The sequence below is a fragment of the Dyella sp. LX-66 genome (assembly GCF_018599165.1).
Lineage (GTDB): Bacteria > Pseudomonadota > Gammaproteobacteria > Xanthomonadales > Rhodanobacteraceae > Dyella_D > Dyella_D marensis.
This window is the reverse complement of the sequence record NZ_JAHFVJ010000006.1, coordinates 314632-336358: the sequence shown is the minus strand read 5'-3', so window position 1 is coordinate 336358 and position 21727 is coordinate 314632. Positions and strand designations below refer to the sequence as shown.

The window sequence follows — 21727 nt, the reverse complement described above, 5'->3', positions numbered from 1 at the left end:
GCGCCACCGACTCTACTTGCCGCATGTACGCCCAATGCCCCGACTGCCTGACCGTGTTCTCGATGGATGCGGAAACCCTTGCGCAGGCGCGCGGCCGCGTCGTGTGCGGACATTGCCACGGCGAGTTCAACGCGCTGGACAATCTCAGCGGCCAGCTGCCGCCGGAACCGTTCCAGCGCCTGCCTGAGCGCGGCGCCTCCAGCGCGCCGCCGCGGGTGGAAACGGCGGTGTACCGGCCGCGGCCGGAGCCGCAAGCCTTCGCGGCCGATGCCGGCGCGCCGGCCTCCGGCGAAGATTTCGCCCAGCTGAAGTTCTCGCCGCGCTTCGCACGCGAAGCGCGCAGCAGCGGCGCGCGCCGCTGGCCGTGGCTGGTGGCATGCCTCATCTTGCTGTTGCTGCTATGCGCGCAGCTGGCCTGGGCCAAGCGCGAGGATCTCGTCGCCGATCCCACCACCGGCCCCTTGCTGCGCCAGCTCTGCGCAGGCGTCGGCTGCAACCTGCCGCTGGTGCAGGACACCGCGCACCTGCGCCTGCTGGCGCGCGACGTGCAAGCCCACCCGTCGGTGCCCGGCGCGCTGCTGATCAGCGCCACCGTGCACAACGACGCCAGCTTCGACCAGCCCTGGCCGGTGGTGGTGGTGACCTTGTCCGACGTGGACGGCAAGCGCCTCGCCATGCGCCGCCTGCGTCCGTCCGAATATCTCGGCGACGGCGCCGCGGTCGCGCAGGGCCTGGCCGCCGGCAGCAACGCCGCGCTGGTGCTGGAAGTCGAAGACCCGGGCAACAAGGCGGTGGCCTTCGAGATCGGTTTCGAATGAACCGGGCCGTCCGCTAAGAAAATCAGTACTTAAAATTCTCCGGTCACAGGGGTAAACTCTCACCCCTTCGACTGCTGTTCGGCGTTCCATGCGAGCCGCCGCCCGCGGTACCAGCCAAAGCAACATGTGGCGACCCATGCAGTCGCCGCGAAGTCATGTGAGGGAGATGTCCGTGAACGCCGTCAGACTGCCTGCTGCCGAGGCCGCCAAGGAGTCCTCGTCGCAGAGCGCGTTGAGCGAATGCGTTACCCGCACCGTCCGTCGCTATCTCGCTGATATCGGCGACACCGAGTGCGCGGAAGGTCTGCACGCGCTCGTCATCCGCGAAGTGGAAGGTCCGCTGCTGCGCGAAGTACTCGCCTGGCACGACGGCAACCAGAGCCGCGCCGCCACCGCGCTCGGCATCAATCGCGCCACGCTGCGCAAGAAGCTCGCCGCCCACGGCCTGCTCTAAAGACTCGACGCGGCGCGCTGCCGCATCGAGGGGTCAAGGATGTCCACCGCTGTAATCCGCCCCGTCACCGAAGCCGACCACGCAGCGATCGTCGCCTTGTGGGAAGCCGCCGTGCGCGCCACGCACGATTTCCTCACCGAAGAAGACATCGTCTTCTTCCGCGGCTTCCTGCCCGGCATCTTTGGACATCTAAACGTCCAGGTCGCCGAGCTCGAAGGCCGCATCGCCGGCTTCATCGGCATTTCCGAGCGGCATATCGAAGCGCTGTTCGTCCATCCTTCGCTGCACCAGCGCGGCATCGGGCGGCAGCTGCTGGATGCGGTGGTTTCCAGCGATCCGCGCGTGCCGTGGACCGTGGACGTGAACGAGCAGAACCCCGGCGCCACGCATTTCTACGAGCGCTACGGCTTCGTGCGCATCGGCCGCTCCGAGCTCGATGCAAGCGGCCGTCCATTTCCCCTGCTGCACCTGGTGCTGCGCCGCTGAGCGCGCCAACCCGGGGACCCGCGGCGCTATAATTGCGCCTTTCCCGCAGGAACCCGCCTCATGTCCGCAGCTTCCACGGCGCCGATCCGCCGCGCCCTGCTCAGCGTCTCCGACAAACACGGGCTGATCGACCTGGCCCGCCGCCTGTCCGCCAAGGGCATCGAGCTGCTCTCCACCGGCGGCAGCGCCAAGGCGATCCGCGAGGCCGGCCTGCCGGTGCGCGACGTGAGCGACCTGACCGGTTTCCCGGAAATCATGGACGGCCGCGTCAAGACCCTGCACCCGAAGGTGCATGGCGGCCTGCTCGGCCGCCGCGGCACCGACGACGCGGTGATGGCGCAGCTGGAAATCGCGCCGATCGACCTGCTGGTGCTGAACCTGTATCCGTTCGAGGCCACCGTGGCGCGCGCGGACTGCACGCTGGAACAGGCCATCGAGAACATCGACATCGGCGGCCCCGCCATGCTGCGTTCGGCGGCGAAGAACTGGAACGACGTCGGCGTGCTCACCTCGCCCGACCAGTACGAGGAAGCGCTGCAGGAGATCGAGCAGCACGGCGGCCTGTCGCGCGCCACGCGCTTCAAGCTGGCGGTGGCCGCGTTCAACCGCGTGTCCAACTACGACGGCGCGATCAGCGACTATCTCTCGTCCATCCATCTCAACGAGACGCAGGACGCGATCGCCGGCAAGGACCTGTTCGGCGCCCAGGCCAACGGCCGCTTCGTCAAGCTGATGGACCTGCGCTACGGCGAGAACCCGCACCAGCACGCCGCGTTCTACCGCGACCTGTATCCGGCGCCGGGCACGCTGGCCACGTTCCGCCAGATCCAGGGCAAGGAACTCTCGTTCAACAACATCGCCGACGCCGACGCGGCGTGGGAATGCGTGCGCAGCTTCGCCAAGCCGGCCTGCGTGATCGTCAAGCATGCCAATCCCTGCGGCGTGGCGGTGAGCCTGGAAGGCGTGGGCCGCGCCTACGACCTGGCCTATCAGACCGACCCCACCTCGGCCTTCGGCGGCATCATCGCCTTCAACCGCGAGCTCGACGGCGCCACCGCGCGCGCCATCGTGGAGCGCCAGTTCGTGGAAGTGGTGCTGGCCCCGGCCTATGCGGAGGACGCGCTGCTGGCCTTCGCCAAGAAGGGCAACGTGCGCGTGCTGCTGATCCCGCCGCCGGCCGACGGCGACCTGCGCAGCCCGCATCCGGGCGCCGACGTGCGCCGCGTGGGCTCGGGTCTGCTGATCCAGACCGCGGACCGCGGCATGGTCACCGCCGAAGACCTCAAGGTCGTCACCAGGCGCGCACCGACCGAAGCCGAAGTGCACGACCTGATCTTCGCCTGGAAGGTGGCCAAGTACGTCAAGAGCAACGCCATCGTCTACGCGCGCAACCGCCAGACCATCGGCATCGGCGCCGGCCAGATGAGCCGCGTGTACAGCGCGCGCATCGCCGGCATCAAGGCGGCGGACGAGAAGCTCGAAGTGCGCGGCTCGGTGATGGCCTCCGATGCGTTCTTCCCGTTCCGCGACGGCATCGACGCCGCGGCGCAGGCCGGCATCACGGCGGTGATCCAGCCGGGTGGTTCGATGCGCGATGCGGAAACGATCGCCGCGGCGGACGAGCACGGCATGGCGATGGTGTTTACGGGGATGCGCCACTTCCGGCACTGATCGGTAAACCGACGCAGGTTGGGGTGCGCCGAAGGCAAACCCCAACATCGCCACCTTCAAGCGCATCGCACCGTTGGGGTTCGCCTTTGGCTCACCCCAACCTACGCTAAGCGCCGCGCGTCTCCGCGGCGCCCTTCCACTCCGTCGAACGCGCCGCATACCGCCGCGCCAGCACCGCGCAGGTCATCAGCTGGATCTGGTGGAACAGCATGATGGGCAGCACGATCGCGCCCAGCGGATGGCCGGCGAACAGCACCTTGGCCATCGGCACGCCGCTGGCGAGGCTCTTCTTGGAGCCGCAGAACACGATGGTGATCTCGTCCGCGCGGTCGAAGCCCAGCGCGCGTGCGCCATAGCGCGTGACCAGCAGGGCGATCGCCAGAAGCACCGCGTTCACCACCAGCAGTCCGCCCAGCACCGGCAGCGGCACCTGCTTCCACAGGCCTTGCAGCACGGCGGCGCTGAAGGCGGTGTACACCACCAGCAGGATCGAACCCTGGTCCACGTAGGACACCAGGCCACGGTGCTTCGCCACCCAGCCGCCGATCCAGCGCTGCGCGACCTGGCCGGCCACGAAGGGCACGAACAGCTGCAAGGTGATCGAACCGATCGCCTCCCAGGACATGCCGCCCTGCCCGTGCGATTCCAGCATCGCGCCCACCAGCAGCGGCGTGATCACGATACCCAGCAGGCTGGAGGCCGAGGCCGAGCAGATCGCCGCGGCGACATTGCCGCGCGCGATCGAGGTGAACGCGATCGACGACTGCACCGTCGACGGCAGCGCGCACAGGAACAGCACGCCCAGATACAGCTCCGGCGTCACCAGCGGCGCCAGCAGCGGACGCAGCAGCAGGCCCAGCAGCGGGAACAACATGAAGGTGCTGGCCAGCACCGTCAGGTGCAGCCGCCAATGCGTGGCGCCGGCCACCACCGCTTCGCGCGACAGCTTGGCGCCGTGCAGGAAGAACAGCAGCGCGATCGCCACGTCGGTCAGCACCTCGAACACGCTCGCCGCCCCGCCACGGCAGGGCAGCACGGTGGCCAGCGTCACGGTGAGGATCAGCGCGCAGGTGAAACGGTCGGGGAGGAAGCGGCGGAGGGACATGGCCGTGGGTTTGTCGGGCGGGATGGGCGCCTATTGCAGCGGCGGCCGATTGATAAATCAAATCGTTTTATCTTATTCACTGATACGATCAGCGCATGAATGTCAGCCTGCGCCAGCTCCGCGCCTTCCTCGCCGTGGCCCGCCTGCAGCACTTCCGGCGCGCCGCCGAGAGCCTGCACCTGACCCAGCCGGCGATCAGCCGGCATATCGCGGAGCTCGAGGCCGAGCTGGACGTGCGCCTGTTCGACCGCAACACCCGCGAAGTCGTCCCCACCGAAGCCGGCCGTTATCTGCAGGGCGCGGTGGAGCGCGTACTGGACGAACTGGAAGGCGTGCTCGCCCACGTGCATTCGGAAAGCGAGCGACGGCGGGGCAAGGTGCGCGTGGCCTCGGTGCCCACGCTTTCCGCGGGCTTGATGCCGGCCAGCATCGCCGCCTGCGCACGCGACTATCCGCAGCTCACCGTGCAACTGCACGATCAGGCGCAGACCCTGGTGCTGGACAGCGTGCGCAGCGGCGAAGTGGATTTCGGCCTGGCCATCGAACCGGCCGACCGCGAATCCTTCGATACGGAAACCATCCTGCGCGACCCGTTCGTGCTGGTCTGCCGCGCCGATCATCCCTTCGCCGCGCTGGCCGAGGTGCCGTGGAAGAAGCTCAAGGGCCAGCCGCTGGTGCTGCTCGACCAGACCTCCGGCAGCCGCCGCCTGATCGACCGCCAGCTCGCCGCGCAGCGCATCGATCCGCAGGTCGCGCAGCAGGCCGGCCACACGCTGACCGCATTCCGCATGGTGGAAGCAGGCCTCGGCGTGAGTGTTGCGCCGCAGTTGTCGCTGCCGGCGCCGGGCGCGCTGGTGGCGCGGCCGCTGGTGCCGGTGGTGCATCGCGAAGTCACCCTGATCCGCCGCCGCCATCGCTCGCTGTCGCCGGTGGCGGCGCTGGTGTGGGAACGCATCCACGATACGGCGTCGGCGCTGGCCGGCACACGCCGGAAGATCACGCCGCGTTGAGCCGCGCCCGCCTAGCGTCGGCGGTTCCCCGCAGGAGAACGCCATGCGCTATCAGCTCTATTACTGGACCGGCATCCAGGGCCGCGGCGAATTCGTGCGCCTGGCGCTGGAAGATGCCGGCGCGGATTACGTCGATGTTGCACGCGAGCAGGGCGACGACGCCATCATGCCGTTCCTGCGCGGCGAACAGCCCGGCGCGCGGCCGTTCGCGCCGCCGTTTCTCAAGGCGGGGCGCCTGGTCATCGCGCAGACTGCGGAAATCCTGTTCTGGCTCGGCCCGCGCCACGCGCTGGTACCGGACAGCGATACTGGACGCCTGTATGCGCACCAGCTGGAACTGACTATTTCCGACCTGGTGGTGGAAGCGCATGACACGCATCACCCCATCGCCGGTGGCCTGTATTACGAGGACCAGCGCCCGGCCGCGAAGCAGCGCGCGGAGGATTTCCGCAAGCACCGCATGCCGAAATATCTGGGCTATTTCGAAGATGTATTGGACAAGGCGGGCGGCCAATACGCAGCAGGCCGCCACTCGTATGTCGACCTGTCGCTGTTCCAGGTGATGAGCGGCCTGGCCTATGCGTTCCCGGAAGCGATGAAGCGCATCCGCAGGAAAGTGCCGCTGTTGAGCGCACTGGCCGAAAGAGTCGCCGAGCGCCCGCGTATCGCCGCTTATCTGGATTCGCCGCGGCGCATTCCCTTCAACGAGATGGGCATCTTCCGCCACTACGCCGAACTCGATGGCTAACCGTAGGTTGGGGTGAGCCGATGGCTCACCCCAACCTACGCCGTGCGTCGACCGATGCTTCAGAAGATCGCGATCACCAGCGCACCCGCAAGAATCAGCGCGCCGCCAAGCAAGGTCGGCCAGCTCGGCTTCTCGCCCAGCACCAGCAGCCCCAGCACGATCACGAAGGCCACGCTGAGCTTGTCGATCGGCGCCACCTTGCTCACCGGCCCCAGCTGCAGCGCACGGTAGTAGCACAGCCACGACAGGCCGGTGGCGATGCCCGACAGCACCAGGAACAGCCACGCCTGCCACGACAGGCCGGCGGGCCGCGCCCACTCGCTGCGCAGGCTCAGGATGCCGGCCGTCACCACCAGGATCACCACGGTGCGGATGAAGGTGGCGAGGTTGGAATTGATCCCTGCCACGCCGAGCTTGCCGAACAGTGCGGTCAGCGCGGCGAAGAACGCCGAGCCGAGCGCAAACAGCAGCCAGCTCTCGCGCAGGTTCATGCCGGGCTTAGGAGCCGCAGGAAGGCTCGCCCTCGGCCGGGCGGCTCTTGCCCCACTCCAGCACCTTGTACATCACCGGCTTCACCGGCTCGCGCGGGCCGCTCTGGCTGACCTGGCTGTAGTTGCCCTTGGGGTCGACCAGGTAGATCTGCTCGGGTCCGAACTTCGGCTTCACCACCACCTGGTACAGCGAGCCGCTGCGGCGGTATTCCTGGATGGTGTTGTCGTCCTTGGTGCACTCGGTGACCTGCGGCTCGTCGGCCGGCTTGGCGCCCGGCTTCACGGGCGTGGCGGGCGACTTGGGCGAACTCTCCGCCGTGGCCGGCTTCGGCGGCAGAGTGGCCTTGACGCCCGGGTCGTTCATGCCCGGCGGCGGCGGCGCCGGCGGCAGGGACTGGGCCGACTGCGCGAACACCGGCGCGGCGGCGAAAACACCCAGGGCAATGAACAAGGCGGCAGGCTTCATGTCGGATCTCCTCGCGAAGTCCCGAGCATAGCAGCGGGGCCGCGCCGCACCGTGAAGCGCGGCAACACGGCACATCGGCGCTACACTCGCGCTTCCCTTCCGGCCGGCGACCGCCCCGCATGGCGCGCGGCCTGCCTCCCTCTCCCAGGCTTCCCGTGGCGTCCATGTCCAAGCTCATCCTCATCGACGGCTCTTCGTATCTCTACCGCGCCTTCCACGCGCTGCCTCCGCTGACCAATTCGCAGGGCGAGCCCACCGGCGCACTGTTCGGCGTGGTCAACATGCTGCGCGCCACCTTGAAGGCCAGGCCCGACTACGTGGCCTTCGTCAGCGATGCGCCAGGCCCCACCTTCCGCGACGCGCTGTACGACCAGTACAAGGCCAACCGCCCGTCCATGCCGGACGAACTGCGCGCCCAGGTCGACCCGATGCTGGCCATCGTCGGCGCGCTGGGTTTTCCGATCCTGCGCGTCGACGGCGTGGAAGCGGACGACGTGATCGGCACGCTGGCCGTGCAGGCGCATGCGCGCGGCATCGAGGTGGAGATCTCCACCGGCGACAAGGACCTCGCACAGCTGGTGCGCCCCGGCGTAACCCTGGTCAACACCATGACCAACACCACCATGGACGACGCCGGCGTCATGGAAAAATTCGGCGTGCGGCCGGAGCAGATCATCGACTACCTCACCCTGGTGGGCGATTCGGTGGACAACGTTCCCGGCGTGCCCAAGTGCGGTCCCAAGACCGCCGCCAAGTGGCTGGCCGAATACGGGTCGCTCGATGGCGTGATCGCACAGGCCGACAAGGTGGGCGGCAAGATCGGCGAGAGCCTGCGCGCCGCGCTGCCGCAGCTGCCGCTGTCGCGCGCGCTGGTGACGATCAAGCTGGACGTACCGCTGGACCGCGGCGTGGAAGAACTGCAGCTGCGCGACCGCGACAATGAGCAACTGCGCGAGCTGTACGTCCGCTACGAGTTCAAGGCCGCGCTGAAGGAAATGGAAGGTGGCGAATCCGCCGCGCCCGCACCCGCCGCGGCAGCCGTCGCCTCCACGCCGGTATCGGCGCAGCCGACAGGCGATCTCAGCGGCCCCGGCCGCTACGAACTGGTCACCACCGAAGCGCAGCTCGACGCCTGGCTGGACAAGCTGCGCACGGCCGAACTGATCGCCTTCGACACCGAGACCACCAGCATCGACTCGATGCGCGCGGAAATCGTCGGCCTGAGCCTGTCGGTGGAAACCGGCGAAGCCTGCTACGTGCCGCTGACGCACGACTATCCCGGCGCACCGAAGCAGCTGCCGCGCGACGAAGTGCTGGCCAGGCTGAAACCCATCTTCGAAGACCCCGCGCGTCCCAAGCTCGGCCAGCACGCCAAGTACGACATCAACATCCTGTCGCTCTACGGCATCGTGCTGCAGGGGCTGAAGCACGATTCGATGCTGGAGTCGTACGTGTGGAACGCCACCGCCACGCGCCACGACATGGATTCGCTGGCGCGCAAATACCTCGGCTACGAAACCGTGAAGTACGAGGAAGTGGCCGGCAAGGGCGCCAAGCAGATTTCCTTCTCGCAGGTGGACCTGGACACCGCCTGCCGCTACGCCGCCGAAGACGCCGACGTCACCCTGCGCCTGCACCGCGCGCTGTGGCCGCTGCTGCAGACCGAGCCGAAGCTGCTCGGCGTGTACGAGGACATCGAGATCCCGCTGGTGCCGGTGCTGGCCGGCATGGAGCAGCGCGGCGTGCTGATCGACGTATCGAGCCTGCGCCTGCAGAGCCAGCAGCTGGGCAAGCGCATGCTGGAACTGCAGCAGCAGGCGTGGAAAGCCGCCGGCCACGATTTCAGCCTGGACTCGCCCAAGCAGCTGCAGAACGTGCTGTTCGACGAACTCGGCCTGCCGGCCAAGCTGCGCACGCCGACGGGGCAGCCGTCGACCAACGAGGAAGCGCTGGAAGCGATCGCCGACGAGCATCCGCTGCCGCGCCTGATCCTGGACTACCGCGGCCTGGCCAAGCTGCGTTCGACCTACACCGAGAAGCTGGCCGAGATCGTCAACCCGCGCACCGGCCGCGTGCACACCAGCTATCACCAGGGCGCGGTGGCGACGGGGCGCGTGTCGTCGTCCGACCCCAACCTGCAGAACATCCCGGTGCGCACCGAGGAAGGTCGGCGCATCCGCCAGGCCTTTATCGCGCCGCCGGGCTGGAAGGTGATGGCGGCGGACTACTCGCAGATCGAGCTGCGCATCATGGCCCACCTGTCCGGCGACGAAGGCCTGCTGCGCGCCTTCCAGGAAGGCGGCGACGTGCATCGCGCCACCGCAGCGGAAGTGTTCGGCCTGCCGCCGGAAGAAGTCAGCGCCAACCAGCGCCGCGCCGCCAAGGCGATCAACTTCGGCCTGATGTACGGCATGAGCGCGTTCGGCCTGGCGCGCCAGCTCGGCGTGGACCGCGGCGAAGCCAGCGACTACATGGCGCGCTACTTCGCCCGCTATCCCGGCGTGCACGCCTTCATGGATGCCACGCGCGAACAGGCGCACCGCGACGGCTACGTCGAAACCATCTTCGGCCGCCGCCTGTACCTGGAGAATCTCAGCAACCGCAACCAGGCCCTGCGCGCCGGCGCCGAGCGCGCCGCGGTGAACGCGCCGATGCAGGGCAGCGCGGCCGACATCATCAAGCGCGCCATGATCTCGGTGGCCGCGTGGCTGAAGGGCCGCGACGACGCCCACATGCTCATGCAGGTGCACGACGAACTGGTGTTCGAAGTGCGCGCGGACGCCGTGGACGAAGTGCGCGCCGCGGTGGTGGAGCGCATGTCCGGCGCCGCCGAACTGCGCGTGCCGCTGCTGGTGGAGGCCGGCGTGGGCGCGAACTGGGACGAGGCGCACTGAGGTTTTGCGGCATTTGGAATTTCCAAATGAACAGCCAATGAATTTTTTTCGGAAACTTGCTGCAACTTTTCCTGCCTCGGACGTTCTATAGACACGGACGTACGCAACGGCGTCCGCGGCTCACCACCTCCCTGGATGAGCCATCGGCAAGGCGGACCTTCCCCTGGGATCCGCAGCCACGCCCCGAGGGTCCCCCCCTGACCCTCGGGGCTTTCTTTTGCCCGCGGTCTTTTCCCCATCGTCTTTTCCCCCTGGCGAAAAGACGGCGTAAGGCCAAAACCGCTAGCATCCCCGCCTGACCCGGCCCATGCGTCCACCGGGCGAGGTCGCGCCACGTGCAGAAGAAAGGCAAAGCCACTTCCTTCGATATCGCCCACCTGGCGGGCGTCTCCCAGTCCACGGTGTCGCGCGCCCTGCGCGGCAGCCCGCTGGTGAGCGAGGAAACGCGGCTGCGCATCCAGGAGGCGGCCGACCAGCTCAAGTACAAGGTCGACAAGAACGCCTCCAACCTGCGCACCCGCCACTCCGGCACGCTGGCCCTGCTGCTGTTCGAGGACCCCACGGCGGACGACTCGCACATCAACCCGTTCTTCCTGTCCATGCTCGGCTCGATCACCCGCGCCTGCGCCCAGCGCGGCTACGACCTCCTGGTCTCGTTCCAGCAGCTGTCGCACGACTGGCACGCCGACTACGCCGACACCCGCAAGGCCGACGGCATCCTGCTGCTCGGCTACGGCGATTACCTGGCCTATCGCGACAAGCTGGAGAAGCTGGTGGCCCAGGGCACCCACTGCGTGCGCTGGGGCGCGGTGCTGCCGGACCAGCCCGATGTCTCGATCGGCTGCGACAACTTCCGCGGCGGGCAGGACGTCACCACGCATCTGCTCGCCCAGGGCTGCAAGCGCATCGCCTTCCTCGGCGACGCGTCCAGCCATTATCCCGAATTCTTTGACCGCTACCGCGGCTATGCCGACGTGCTGGAGAAATCCGGCCTCAGCGTCGACCCCGCGCTGCAGGTGAACGGCGAGAGCACCGAGCAATCCGGCTATACCGCGCTCGAAACGCTGCTGGCGCGCGGCGCGCAGTTCGATGCGGTGTTCGCCGCCAGCGACCTGATCGCCATCGGCGCGATGCGCGCGCTGGCCGACCAGGGGCTCAGCATCCCGGGCGACGTCGCCGTGGCCGGCTTCGACGACATCCCGATGGCCAGCTTCGTCAATCCGCAGCTGACCACGGTGCGGCAGGACACGCGGCAAGCGGGCGAGGCGCTGGTGGATAACTTGCTGCGGCTGATCCGCGATGAGCCGGCGGAGAGCGCGATGTTGCCGGTGAAGCTGGTGGTGCGGAAGTCGAGTCTGCGGGGACGCTGATCATGGGAACTCTTCGCCCCTCCGGGGAGCACGCGGGGAGGGCACAGGGATGTGCCCGGCTTTGAGGAGCGAGGAAGATGCCGGCAGGCAGATGAGGGGCCGGGGCTCGCGGCAAAAGATCGACAGCGCGAGGCGCGCTTACCGCCTTCCCTTCATCGCTCCGTAGCTCCCCTCACCCCAACCCTCTCCCCGGCGGGGAGAGGGGCCTGACTGAGGCGGCTTTCAGTTCCGCGCCGGGCTCGCGCACCCGCAGCACGCACAACCCCGACACGAACAGGCTCGCCCCGCCCAGCACCAGCGCATAAATCGGCTGACCGTGGAAGAACGCGCGCAGCAGCAAGCCCAGCACGCTCGCCGCGAGCAGCTGCGGGATCACCACGAAGAAATTGAAGATGCCCATGTACAGGCCCATCTTGTGCGCCGGCAGGTTGTCCGACAGCAGCGCGTACGGCAGCGACAGGATCGAGGCCCAGGCAAAGCCCACGCCCACCATCGACAGCAGCAGCCAGCGCGGATCGTGGATCAGCAGGAAGGACAGAAAGCCCGCGCCGCCCAGCCACACGTTCACCAGATGGCTGATGCGGATGCCCCAACGCCGCACCATCCACGGAATCACGATCGCCGCGATCGCGGCAAAACCGTTGTAGGCGGCGAACAGCACACCCACCCAGTTGGCGCCCTCGTTATACGCGGCCGAACGCGGATCGCTGCTGCCGAAATGCACGGCGGTGACGCCGGCCGTGGTGTACATCCACATCGCGAACAGCGCGAACCACGAGAACAGCTGCACCCAGGCCAGCCGGCGCATCGCCTCGGGCATGCCGAACAGATCGCCCAGCACCTGCGCCGCCGGCCCGCGGCTCACCGTGCGGCCCAGCCACAGCAGGGCCAGGCCGAACAGGCTCATGCCGCCGGTCAGCAGGAACAGCTCCTTCTCCAGATGCAGGCTCGCCACCACCAGGGTCAACGCCAGGCCCGCGACCAGCCAGCGCAAACCCCAGCGCGAGGCAGAGGGGCGATCCACCGCGGTCTCCTCGACCGGCTCGTGCTCGAACGCGCTCAGCTGCTCCGGCGGATATTCGCGCGTGGAGCACACCGTCCACAGCACGGAACCGAGCAGCACCGCGCCGCCGGCATAGAACGCATAGCGCACCGTGTCCGGAATGCCGCTGGCGCCCGGCGCATTGCTCACGCCCAGCCGTTCCAGGATCCACGGCAGCGCCGAGGCCACCACCGCGCCCAGCCCGATAAAGAAGCTCTGCATCGCATAGCCCAGCGGACGCTGGCGCGGCGGCAGCTGGTCGCCGACGAAGGCGCGGAACGGCTCCATCGAGACATTGATCGACGCATCCAGGATCCACAGCAGCCCCGCCGCCACCCACAGCGCCGGCGCATTGGGCATCCACAGCAGGCCCAGCGTGGCCAGCACGGCGCCGACCAGGAAGTACGGGCGGCGCCGGCCCAGCGGCGTCCAGGTGCGGTCGGAGAGATAACCGACGATCGGCTGCACGATCAGCCCCGACAGCGGCGCCGCCACCCACAGCATGGGGATGTCGCCCACGTCCGCGCCCAGGGTCTGGAAGATGCGGCTGACATTGGCGTTCTGCAGCGCGAAACCGAACTGGATGCCGAGAAAGCCGAAGCACATGTTCCAGATCTGCCAGAACGATAGCGCGGGTTTTGCATTCGTCCTGCTCGTCGTGGGGCTGCTCGTCATGGGGCAGTACTTCCGGGCGCCAGAGGAGCGATCAGCATATCGCCGACCTCGGCCCGGTTCAGCGGTCCGCCATCGCCGCCCTGCCCGCCGGTGTAATGGGCGAAGTGGCTCAGGTACGACATGTTGAAGCCCGGCGCCAGTTCCACGCTGCAGTGCTGGCCCTGCTTCGCCTCGAAACTGCCGCTGGTGGAACGCTGCTTTCCTGCGCTGTGCGGCAGCACCAGCACCACCGGCTGCGCCTGGGCGCCTTCGCAACTGACGGTGGCGATCTGCACGGCGGCGGTGATGCCGGTGTTGATCGGGCCGTGGTCGTTGGCGTAGTCGAGCGACAGCTGGAAGCGGCCGCTGGATGGCGCCGTCCATGCGCGTGGCCAGGCGCCGCCGATGCGGGCTTCATCGCCCTTGCAGACGGTGGGGCTGTGCAGCGATTCGATGCCATGCCCGTCCACCCGCGTCAGGCTGAGGCACTGCTGCGCGGCGGTGCGTTCCAACGCAGCATCGCGCACGGCGCCGCGCCGCTCGCCGTTGACATACAGCACCAGGTCGCCATCCGCCTGGATACGCCATTGCTTGCCATCGGCCATGACCTTGGGCGCGGCGGGCGTGGCAGGCGCATACAGCGGCGCATCCCGCCGCAAGGCAGGCGCATCCACGCGCACCGCCTTGAGCGCCACCTCGATGCTGTTGCCCTCGCGCTTCTCGCCGCCGGCCACCAGCAGGTTGCCGTCCAGCACTGCGGGCCGCACCAGCACGATGCGCCGGCCGCCGAGATCCAGGCTGATGCGCTGCCCGTCGCCGAACAGCATCGGCACCAGCGCCACCGGCAGCTTCGGCGTGACCTTGCCGTCCTCGCCCAGGCCGAACACGCCCTGGATCACCATGTCCAGATACGCACCCACCGACCACAGCTGCCGCGGCGAATCGACCACCGGCCCGCTGAGCGGACCTTCGTCGACGTGCACCGACTGCGTGGCCAGCTCGACATTCTCCATGTTCGATCCGGCCAGCGCGGCACCGCGCATCAGCGAGCGCAGCTCGTGCTCGATACGCGCCGGGTCGTTCACCAGGCGCGCCGCGCGCAGCGCGTACTCGCTGACGAAGGGCCAGATCGCGCGGTTGTGATAGATCGGCTGGTCCTTGCGCTCCGGCCAGATCACCGGGCTGCCGGCTTCCCAGGTTGGATAAGCCGCCAAGGCCTCGCGCGCCCGCACGGGGTCCGCCACGCCGCTGGTGATCGCCAGCGAAAGACCCAGCAGATCGTAGGCTTCGTACGGCACCGGATGATCGGCGCCGCCGATGTAGCTCATATACATGTGGCGATCGGCACGCCAGAAGTGCGCATTGATCGCCTGCTTCAGCGCCTCGGCCTGGGCTTCGTACGTGGCAGCGGATTCCCCGCGCCGCGGCGCCAGCTTCGCCGCCAGGCGCAGCGCTTCATAGTGCAGCACGTTGGTGGACAGCGAGAACGACTGGCCGATAAAGGCCACGTTGTTCTGCGTCCACTCCGGATAGGTCTGCTCGCGCCAGTCGAGAAAGGAAGTCTCGCCGCGATACAAACCGAAGGATTCATCGAAGGCATAGCGCCGGTCTTGCGCCAGCGTATCCAGCAGCGCGCGCCAGGTTTCGTCGGCGAAGGCCGCATCGTCCAGCAGATGCCGCGCGCCGAGGAACCACACCACGCGATCCGTGCTGATCGGCCAGCTGCCGCCGGAGCCGGTGTCCTGCATCGCATACAGCCCGTTCGGCACGCCCGGTGCGCGCACGTCGGAAAGCTTGAAGCGCAACGAAGCCTTCGCGCGCTGCGGATCCAGCCGCCACAGCGACAGATCCACTGCGTACGAGAGATCGCGCGTCCACACGTAATGCCACTTCTCGCCGGTCTCGAAGCAAGCGCAGGGAATCGCCTGGCCGTGGTCGAAGGCGTCGTCGCGGATCGCCTGCACCGAATCCAGCCGCAGATCGTCCTGCGCCATCGCGAACAGGCCGTCGAACAGCGGGCTGGCGGTATGCGAAACCAGCTTCTGCGCGCCGATGCGGCGCTGGCCGAACGGGCCGTGCAGCATGTAGCTGCCGTCGGAGGCGGTCGTGACGACCGCCTCCTTGTCCTGCCAGTCCAGCTTGTCGCGCCAGTTGTCCGCCGCTCCCGGGCCGGCGGCGAGCATGCCGGCCAGGAGTGCCACCGTCAGCACGCGAACACCTTGCGCTTGCTCTGCATTGTCATCTGCCTCTGGTCATTGCGCGAGGATCGCGCCGTAGTGTCCATTGACGGACACCACTACGTTGCCGCCGCTCACCGTGTACGTGTTGCCGCTCAGAAGGTCGGTGACGGTGCTCCCGTTCGCCATGCTGAGCTGCCAAACCGGAACGGTGACCGAATGAGCGCTGCTGTCATTGTTAAGCGCCACCGCGATGCGATGGCTGGCATCGAAGCGGCCGTAGGCGTAGAGCTTGTTGCCATCGTCCGTAAGCAGACTCATGAACGAACCCGTGCGCAGCGCCGCGTACTGGTTGCGGATGGCGATCAGCTTCTGCGTCAACGCCACCGCTGCATTGGTGGTCGTGCCTTGCGTCCAATCGAACGTGCGACGATTGTCCGGATCGTTGCCGCCCTGCATGCCGTACTCGTCGCCGTAGAAGATCGTCGGCGTGCCCACGTAGGTCATCTGGAAGATCAGCGCCAGATAGGTTTTCCAGATATCGCCGCCCGCGCGCTGGCCGAAACGCTGGATATCGTGGCTGCTGAGGAAGTTGGCCATGGTCTGCTGCACGTTGCCGGGATAATTGGCACGCGTGCCGTGCAGCCAGCTGTCGAACTGGCTCGAAGGGATGCTGGCGGCGTTGCCGCTGTAATCCTGGCCGGTGATCCACTCCGACACCGGCTGCGTGAAGCCGTCATAGTTCAGTGCGCTGTCCCATTCCTTGCCATTGCCGGTCCACGGGTTGGCATTGCCCCAGAACTCGCCCAGTATTTCGGTGTTCGCATTCACCGATTTCACCGCCGTGCGCAGCTCGGCCATGATCTGGTGGTTGGTGGCGTCGCTGCCGTTATTGCCGCCGGCGTCGATGTATTGCGGCGCGTCCAGGCGCCAGCCGTCAATGCCGTAGGGCGAAGCAAGCCAGGTCTTCACCACCGAGGTCGAGCTGCCATAGATCTGGTTGCGCACCGCCGAACCGCTGGCGGCGTAGTCCAGCTTGGGCATGGTCGAGTAGCCATAGAAGCTGGAATACGTGTTCGGCCACTGCTGGAACGTGTAGTAGCCATACCACTGGCTCGACGTCGATTCGTACGCGCCCTGCGTGCTCCACCAGTTGTAGCGGTCGAACCACTGGCTGGTATCGCCGGTGTGATTGAACACACCATCGAGCATGACGTAACCCTTCGGACCGTTGCTGCTCGAGTGCACGTCGGCGATCAGCGTCTGCAGCGTCGTATTGCTGCCGAAGGCCGGATCGACGTGGTAGTAGTCCTCGGTGTCGTACTTGTGATTGGTGGGCGAGGTGAACACCGGATTGAGATAGACGATGTTCGCGCCCAGCGTCTGCTTGATATAGCCGAGCTTCTGGTCCACACCGGCCAGGTCGCCGCCGAAAAACACCAGGTTGTTGGAACCACTGCCGGTGGCGAACACGCTGCCGCCCCAGGCCACTTTCTGCGTGGACTGCCCGCCGTAGGTGTACTGGCCGGTCTGCACGTCGTTGCTGGTGTCGCCGTTGTAGAAGCGGTCGGGGAAGATCTGGTAGATCACGCCATTCTTCATCCAGTCCGGCGTCTTGAAGCCCGGGATCAGATAGAAGTCACCGGAGGAAGGCTCGCTGCTGCTGGTGCCGGCGGCGTTGTACCAGGCGGTGGAACTGCCGTCGTTGAGCTGGAAGCGGTAGTACTTCTCGGACGAGCTGGCCGGCACGGTGCCCTGCCAGTAATCGAAGGTGCCGGTGGCATCGTTCGATGCCCAGTGCATCGCCACCCAGTGGAACGCACTGTCCGCGCTGTCGTAGTACTTGATATTGGCGCTGGTGATGTCGCCCTTGTAGGTGCGGAAGGTGAGCGTGACGGTCTGCGCGGCCGTGGGCTCGGGGTGATCGATAAACAGCGGACCCTGGTCGTGGAACAGGCCGGCCCACTCGACATTGTTGTCGTTGCTGGCCGCCTGCGCCGCCATGGGCAGCGCGAGGATGGCGCTGGCCAGAGCGGACAGCGCAAGGCCGCGTGCGGAACGGTGCATCGCTACGATCGAACGCATCATGTTGCCCCTCTCATCGGTGGATGGAACAACCCCCTTTCACTTGAACACCATCGCGCGGCACAACGGCGTAGGTTGGGGTGAGCCCCAGGCGAACCCCAACGCAACGCCACGTTGGGGTTCGCCTGGGGCTCACCCCAACCTACGCCGCATTCATCGCAACGCGATATGCGCGACTTGCCCCGCCGGCACGCGCACCCAGGTCACTGGACCGAAGCGGTCGCTGCCTTGGGCCCAGCCCGCGCCGTCATGCTTGCGCAGCGCGGCTTCGCCGCCCAGGTCGCGCAAAGGCTTGCCGTCTTCGCTCACCGCAGCGGCGGCGATGCCATGCACCTTCAGCAGATACCAGCCCAGCGCAGGCTTGAAGCTTCCTTCCGGAGCGGCGGTTTCGAAACTCACGCCTCGATCCGCACGCTGTACCGCCAGCGTCTGCAGGAAGTAACCGCCCTGCTCGTAGGCATAGGTGGCCCCGTCATCGTCGTAGTAGGGAAAGCTGGTGCGCTGCGCGGACGGAAACACTTCCAGCTCCACCTCGCGCAGCGGCCGCTGACCCACGTAATCCTCCGGCGCCTGCATCGGCACGATGGCGCCGTCGCGCACGAACAGCGGCAGGTCCGACCAGTTTTTCGCATCGAGCGCGTAGTGGACTTTCTGCCCACCGTCATAGGCCTTGCCGCTGGCGTAGTCGAACCAGCGCCCGGCCGGCAGATAGATATCCTTCGCCACCTGGCCCTGCTCCACCACCGGCGAGGCCAGCAGATAGTCGCCGAACATCCACGCGTCCACGTCCTCGCGCACGTTCGCATCGTCCGGCCACCCGAACAGCAGCGGCCGCACCAGGCCGACGCCGGTGGCGCGGCGCTGATACTCGTAGCTGTAGATGTACGGCAGCAGCGCATAGCGCAGGCGGATCGCCGCGGCCGCAGCCTGTTCCGCCACCGGCCCGTAGACCCAGGGCTGGCGCTTGATGCCCAGCTCGCCGTGCACACGGAAGATCGGCGTGAACGCGCCGAACTGGATCCAGCGCGCGTAGTTCTCCGGCGTCAGCCCGCCCGTTACCGGATCGGCCTTCTTGCTGCTTTTCTGGAAACCGCCGCCATCCATGCCCCATTGCATGGCGCCGGCATTGATCGCGCTGAGCATGCGCTGGCGCTGCGCCTTCATGCTGGCGAAGCCGGTGGCGATATCGCCCGACCACAGCCCGTAGGCATAGCGCTGCGCGCCGAGATAGAAGTTGCGATTGATCGACCACACGCGCTGCCGGCTGTAGGCGCGCTGCCCGTCGTACAGCGCCCGCTGCATGTTGAGGAACTGCGTGTCGCTGTCCAGCGTGTCCGCCTCGTCGTTCCACCAGCCGGCCATGCCGGTATCGAAGGCGTGCTTCAGTGTGTCGTTGAAGAACCAGGTGCGCGCCGCGGGCTGGTCGAAGTCCAGGTCGCGCACGGTCTTGTGCGAGAAGTAATCCGGCGCCGGCTTGCTCTTCGCCGACCACAGGCCGTGCTCGGTGGCGTAGCGGCCTTCGACCGTATCCACATGCAGGCGCGGCTTCATGATGCCGGTCACGTGCATGCCTTTCGCCTCGAGCACCGTCTTCAGGCTGCCGTCGGCGCCGCCGGGAAACTTGTCGGGGTTCCAGCGGAATTCGCCGTACGAGTCCGCGCCCCAGGCCTTCCAGTCGAAATCCAGAGTGAAGTTGTCGAGCGGAATGTGCTTGGCGCGATACGTATCCACCAGCTGCAGCAGTTCGTGCTGGTCGATGCCCCACTGGCTGTTGGTAAAGCCCATCGCCCACTTCGGAAACAGCGGCGAACGCCCGCTCACCCGGGCCAGCGCGGCGAACAAGGCCTTGGGTTCGCCGAGAAATACGTAGACCGTGCGGATCGGCTGCTGCTTGCGTCCGCGCACGCGAAGCTCGCCGCCGTCCAGCGCGAAGTTCGCACCCTCCGCATCCGCCAGCAGGCCGTAGCCGGCCGTGCTCCACACGAACGGGGCGCCGGCAAAGCCCTGCTCGCCCGCCTTGGCCACCTGCTTGCCGGCACGCTGCAGGCCACCGTCCGCGCGCTCGAACACGCCATAGCCGCGGATGCCGTACAACGGATCGGCCGCGGCATGGCGCGCCTGCACTTCGCCGCGGCCCAGCGCGGCGAGATCGACGCTGAGCAGCTCATGGCCATCGCGCAATGCCACCAGGGCGCCATCGCGCAGCCTCCAGTGCAAGGCCAGGTTGGCATCGCTGCCGGCTGGCGCGCGGTCGTCGAGTGCGGGATCGATCACCACGGTGGGCGTGGGCTTCGCGCCATCGTTCGGCAGGAAGGAAATCCTGGCGATGTCGGGCGCGAGGTAATGCACGGTCACGGAGCCCTGCGCCAGCTGCAGCGAAGCCGGCGTCGGCGCCTGTCCTGCTGCGTCCGTAGGTTCCGCCGCCACCGTCATCGCGAACGCTCCAAGCAAAGCGAAAACCACAGCACCTCGGCGCAGGCTCACTGCAACACCACCGTCGCATAGGCCGGCAGCGTGAGCTGGCCGTTCGCCAGCGTCGCGCCCGGCGCAGTATGCAGACGGATCGCGGAGAACGCCTTCGCGCTGTCCGCATCGAGCTTGAAGCTGACGGCCTTGCCCGACAGGTTGTGCACCACCAGCGCGCGGCTTTCCGCGGTGGCACGCTCATAGGCCACCAGCGACGGATGGCCGGTGGCGACCACGCGCAGGCCGCCATCGCGCAACGCAGGCACGTCCACGCGCCAATGGATCAGCGTGCGATACAGGTTGAGCAGCGAATCGGGCTGGTCCTGTTCGGCCTGCACCGACACGTCGCCGCCCTGCTTCACGCTGTAGGCCTTCCAGCGGCTGTCGCCCGGCGCCCCCGGCGTGCGCTGCCAGCGCATCGGCTCGCGCAGGTTCTCGTCCGGCTTGCGGCCGAGCATGCCCAGCTCTTCGCCGTAGTAGATGTACGGACGTCCGGGCAGGGTCAGCAGCATCGCGGCCGCCGTGCGCATGTGCTGCTGGTTGCCCTGGAGCTGGCTCAGCACGCGCACCTGGTCGTGATTGGAGAGGAACGGTGCATCGGCGTAGTCATCGCCGGCCGCTGCATGGAACGCGGCATAGGTGTCGGTCAGCAGCGCGGGCAGCTTGCCGGCCTGTTCCTGCCTGGCGCTGGCGATCATCTGCTTGGCCAGCGGGAAATCGAACACCGAACCCAGCGCCGGCAGATACGGCGCCAGTTCGCCAGGCACCGTCGCCGACACTTCGCCGACCAGGTACACGCCCGGATGCGACTGCCGCAGCCCCTGGCGGAATTCACTCCACCATTGCGCGTTCTTGCGGATCGGCTCCGGCTTGCCGTTGTCGCTCTTGAGGTCGTCGTAGATATGCCGCGCGGCATCCAGGCGGAAACCGTCCGCGCCCTTGTCCAGCCAGAACTTGCCGATCGCGATCATCTCGCGGCGCACGGCCGGCTCGTCGTAGTTGAGGTCGGGCATGGCGCCGGTGAAGTCGCCCAGGTAGTACTGCTTGCCGTTGGCATGCCAGGCGGGACTGAGCACCGCGCTGATCGCTTTCAGATCGGTGTTCTTGCCGGCCCAGGTGTACCAGCGGCGGTATTCGCTGTTCGAGTCCAGCGCGGATTTGAACCATGGATGCTGGTCGCTGGTGTGATTGATCACCAGGTCCAGGATCACCTCGATGCCGCGCTTGTGCGCCTCGCTCACCAGCCGCTCGAAGTCGGCCATGCTGCCGTACTGCGGGTTGATGCCCTCGTAGTCGGTGACGTCGTAACCGTGATAGCTGGGCGAGGGGTTGATCGGCATCAGCCAGATGCCGCTGACGCCCAGCGACTGCAGATAGTCGAGCTTGGCGGTGACGCCGTTGAGATCGCCGATGCCGTCGCCGTTGGTGTCGTACCAGGCGCGCACGAAGATCTCGTACCACACGCCGGAGCCTTGGCTTTTCGGTGCGGTGGGGGTGGCGGCGGGTGGGGTGGAGTCGGCGGCGTGCGCGACACAGGTGCCAAGCGCTAGAGCAAAAGCAAAGGTCAGACGACTTAGTACGCGAAACGACGGCATAGCTTGCTCCAAATCAATACGCCAGGCCGAACCTCGACGCCTGGCTAAGGAATCCCTCTCCTTTTGGGAGAGGGTGCCGGCAGGCGGGTGAGGGTTCGGCCGGAGCGGTACGTTGAGGCTTCGCCGCACCCTCATCCGCCTGCCGGCTCCTTCTCCCGGAGGGAGAAGGGAGTCACTCGAAGAGTGCGCGCCAAT

16 protein-coding genes are annotated in these 21727 nt (G+C 67.2%); 8 read left to right on the top strand and 8 right to left on the bottom strand.

Annotated features, from left to right (window positions below; translation table 11 throughout):
• The first annotated feature begins 23 nt into the window (after window positions 1-23).
• From KK141_RS14325 to purH, 4 genes are all read left to right on the top strand, one after another.
• The gene (locus KK141_RS14325; RefSeq protein WP_214569866.1) at window positions 24-818 is read left to right on the top strand and encodes a zinc-ribbon and DUF3426 domain-containing protein; all 795 of its coding nucleotides are present in this window, start codon (window positions 24-26) and stop codon (window positions 816-818) included.
• A 166-nt stretch (window positions 819-984) separates the two neighbouring features.
• Window positions 985-1272 carry a helix-turn-helix domain-containing protein gene (locus KK141_RS14320; RefSeq protein ID WP_051548587.1) on the top strand — a complete coding sequence of 96 codons (288 nt, stop codon included), beginning with the start codon at window positions 985-987 and terminating at the stop codon, window positions 1270-1272.
• 39 nt (window positions 1273-1311) lie between these two features.
• Window positions 1312-1758 (top strand): GNAT family N-acetyltransferase, encoded by a 447-nt coding sequence (locus tag KK141_RS14315; RefSeq protein ID WP_214569867.1) that lies wholly within the window; start codon window positions 1312-1314, stop codon window positions 1756-1758.
• A gap of 60 nt (window positions 1759-1818) precedes the next feature.
• Entirely contained in the window at window positions 1819-3429 is a 1611-nt protein-coding gene (gene purH, locus KK141_RS14310) for a bifunctional phosphoribosylaminoimidazolecarboxamide formyltransferase/IMP cyclohydrolase (protein ID WP_214569868.1), read from the top strand.
• 106 nt (window positions 3430-3535) lie between these two features.
• On the opposite strand, the gene KK141_RS14305 is transcribed toward purH, so the two are convergent.
• On the bottom strand, window positions 3536-4534 hold the full coding sequence (locus KK141_RS14305; RefSeq protein ID WP_214569869.1) for a bile acid:sodium symporter family protein: 999 nt from the start codon (window positions 4532-4534) through the stop codon (window positions 3536-3538).
• Window positions 4535-4629: 95 nt separating this feature from the next.
• On the opposite strand from KK141_RS14305, the gene KK141_RS14300 reads away from it, so the two are divergent.
• Window positions 4630-5544 (top strand): LysR family transcriptional regulator, encoded by a 915-nt coding sequence (locus tag KK141_RS14300; protein WP_214569870.1) that lies wholly within the window; start codon window positions 4630-4632, stop codon window positions 5542-5544.
• Window positions 5545-5587: 43 nt separating this feature from the next.
• Window positions 5588-6292 (top strand): glutathione S-transferase, encoded by a 705-nt coding sequence (locus KK141_RS14295; RefSeq protein WP_214569871.1) that lies wholly within the window; start codon window positions 5588-5590, stop codon window positions 6290-6292.
• A gap of 59 nt (window positions 6293-6351) precedes the next feature.
• On the opposite strand, the gene KK141_RS14290 is transcribed toward KK141_RS14295, so the two are convergent.
• Both KK141_RS14290 and KK141_RS14285 read right to left on the bottom strand, forming a co-directional pair.
• Window positions 6352-6783, bottom strand: a complete 432-nt coding sequence (locus KK141_RS14290) for an EamA family transporter (RefSeq protein ID WP_167255230.1) — start codon at window positions 6781-6783, stop codon at window positions 6352-6354.
• Window positions 6784-6790: 7 nt separating this feature from the next.
• Window positions 6791-7249, bottom strand: a complete 459-nt coding sequence (locus tag KK141_RS14285; protein WP_214569872.1) for a DUF2782 domain-containing protein — start codon at window positions 7247-7249, stop codon at window positions 6791-6793.
• Window positions 7250-7413: 164 nt separating this feature from the next.
• Between KK141_RS14285 and polA the strand changes: the two genes are divergently transcribed.
• Both polA and KK141_RS14275 read left to right on the top strand, forming a co-directional pair.
• Window positions 7414-10143 (top strand): DNA polymerase I, encoded by a 2730-nt coding sequence (polA, locus tag KK141_RS14280; RefSeq protein WP_214569873.1) that lies wholly within the window; start codon window positions 7414-7416, stop codon window positions 10141-10143.
• Between the two features lie 335 nt (window positions 10144-10478).
• On the top strand, window positions 10479-11513 hold the full coding sequence (locus tag KK141_RS14275) for a LacI family DNA-binding transcriptional regulator (protein WP_214569874.1): 1035 nt from the start codon (window positions 10479-10481) through the stop codon (window positions 11511-11513).
• A gap of 172 nt (window positions 11514-11685) precedes the next feature.
• Here the strand turns inward: KK141_RS14275 and KK141_RS14270 are convergent, their stop codons facing one another.
• The 5 genes from KK141_RS14270 to KK141_RS14250 form a co-directional block, all read right to left on the bottom strand.
• Window positions 11686-13230 (bottom strand): MFS transporter, encoded by a 1545-nt coding sequence (locus KK141_RS14270; protein WP_214569875.1) that lies wholly within the window; start codon window positions 13228-13230, stop codon window positions 11686-11688.
• Entirely contained in the window at window positions 13227-15419 is a 2193-nt protein-coding gene (locus tag KK141_RS14265; protein WP_214569876.1) for a Six-hairpin glycosidase-like protein, read from the bottom strand. Before KK141_RS14265 ends, KK141_RS14270 begins: the two co-directional genes overlap by 4 nt.
• 42 nt (window positions 15420-15461) lie before the next feature.
• The gene (locus KK141_RS14260) at window positions 15462-17474 is read right to left on the bottom strand and encodes a glycoside hydrolase family 13 protein (protein WP_250901753.1); all 2013 of its coding nucleotides are present in this window, start codon (window positions 17472-17474) and stop codon (window positions 15462-15464) included.
• 150 nt (window positions 17475-17624) lie between these two features.
• Window positions 17625-19904: a TIM-barrel domain-containing protein gene (locus tag KK141_RS14255; protein WP_214569877.1), complete on the bottom strand. Its 2280-nt coding sequence runs from the start codon at window positions 19902-19904 to the stop codon at window positions 17625-17627.
• Window positions 19905-19951: 47 nt separating this feature from the next.
• Window positions 19952-21400: an alpha-amylase family glycosyl hydrolase gene (locus KK141_RS14250; RefSeq protein WP_345777556.1), complete on the bottom strand. Its 1449-nt coding sequence runs from the start codon at window positions 21398-21400 to the stop codon at window positions 19952-19954.
• Window positions 21401-21727 lie beyond the last annotated feature (327 nt).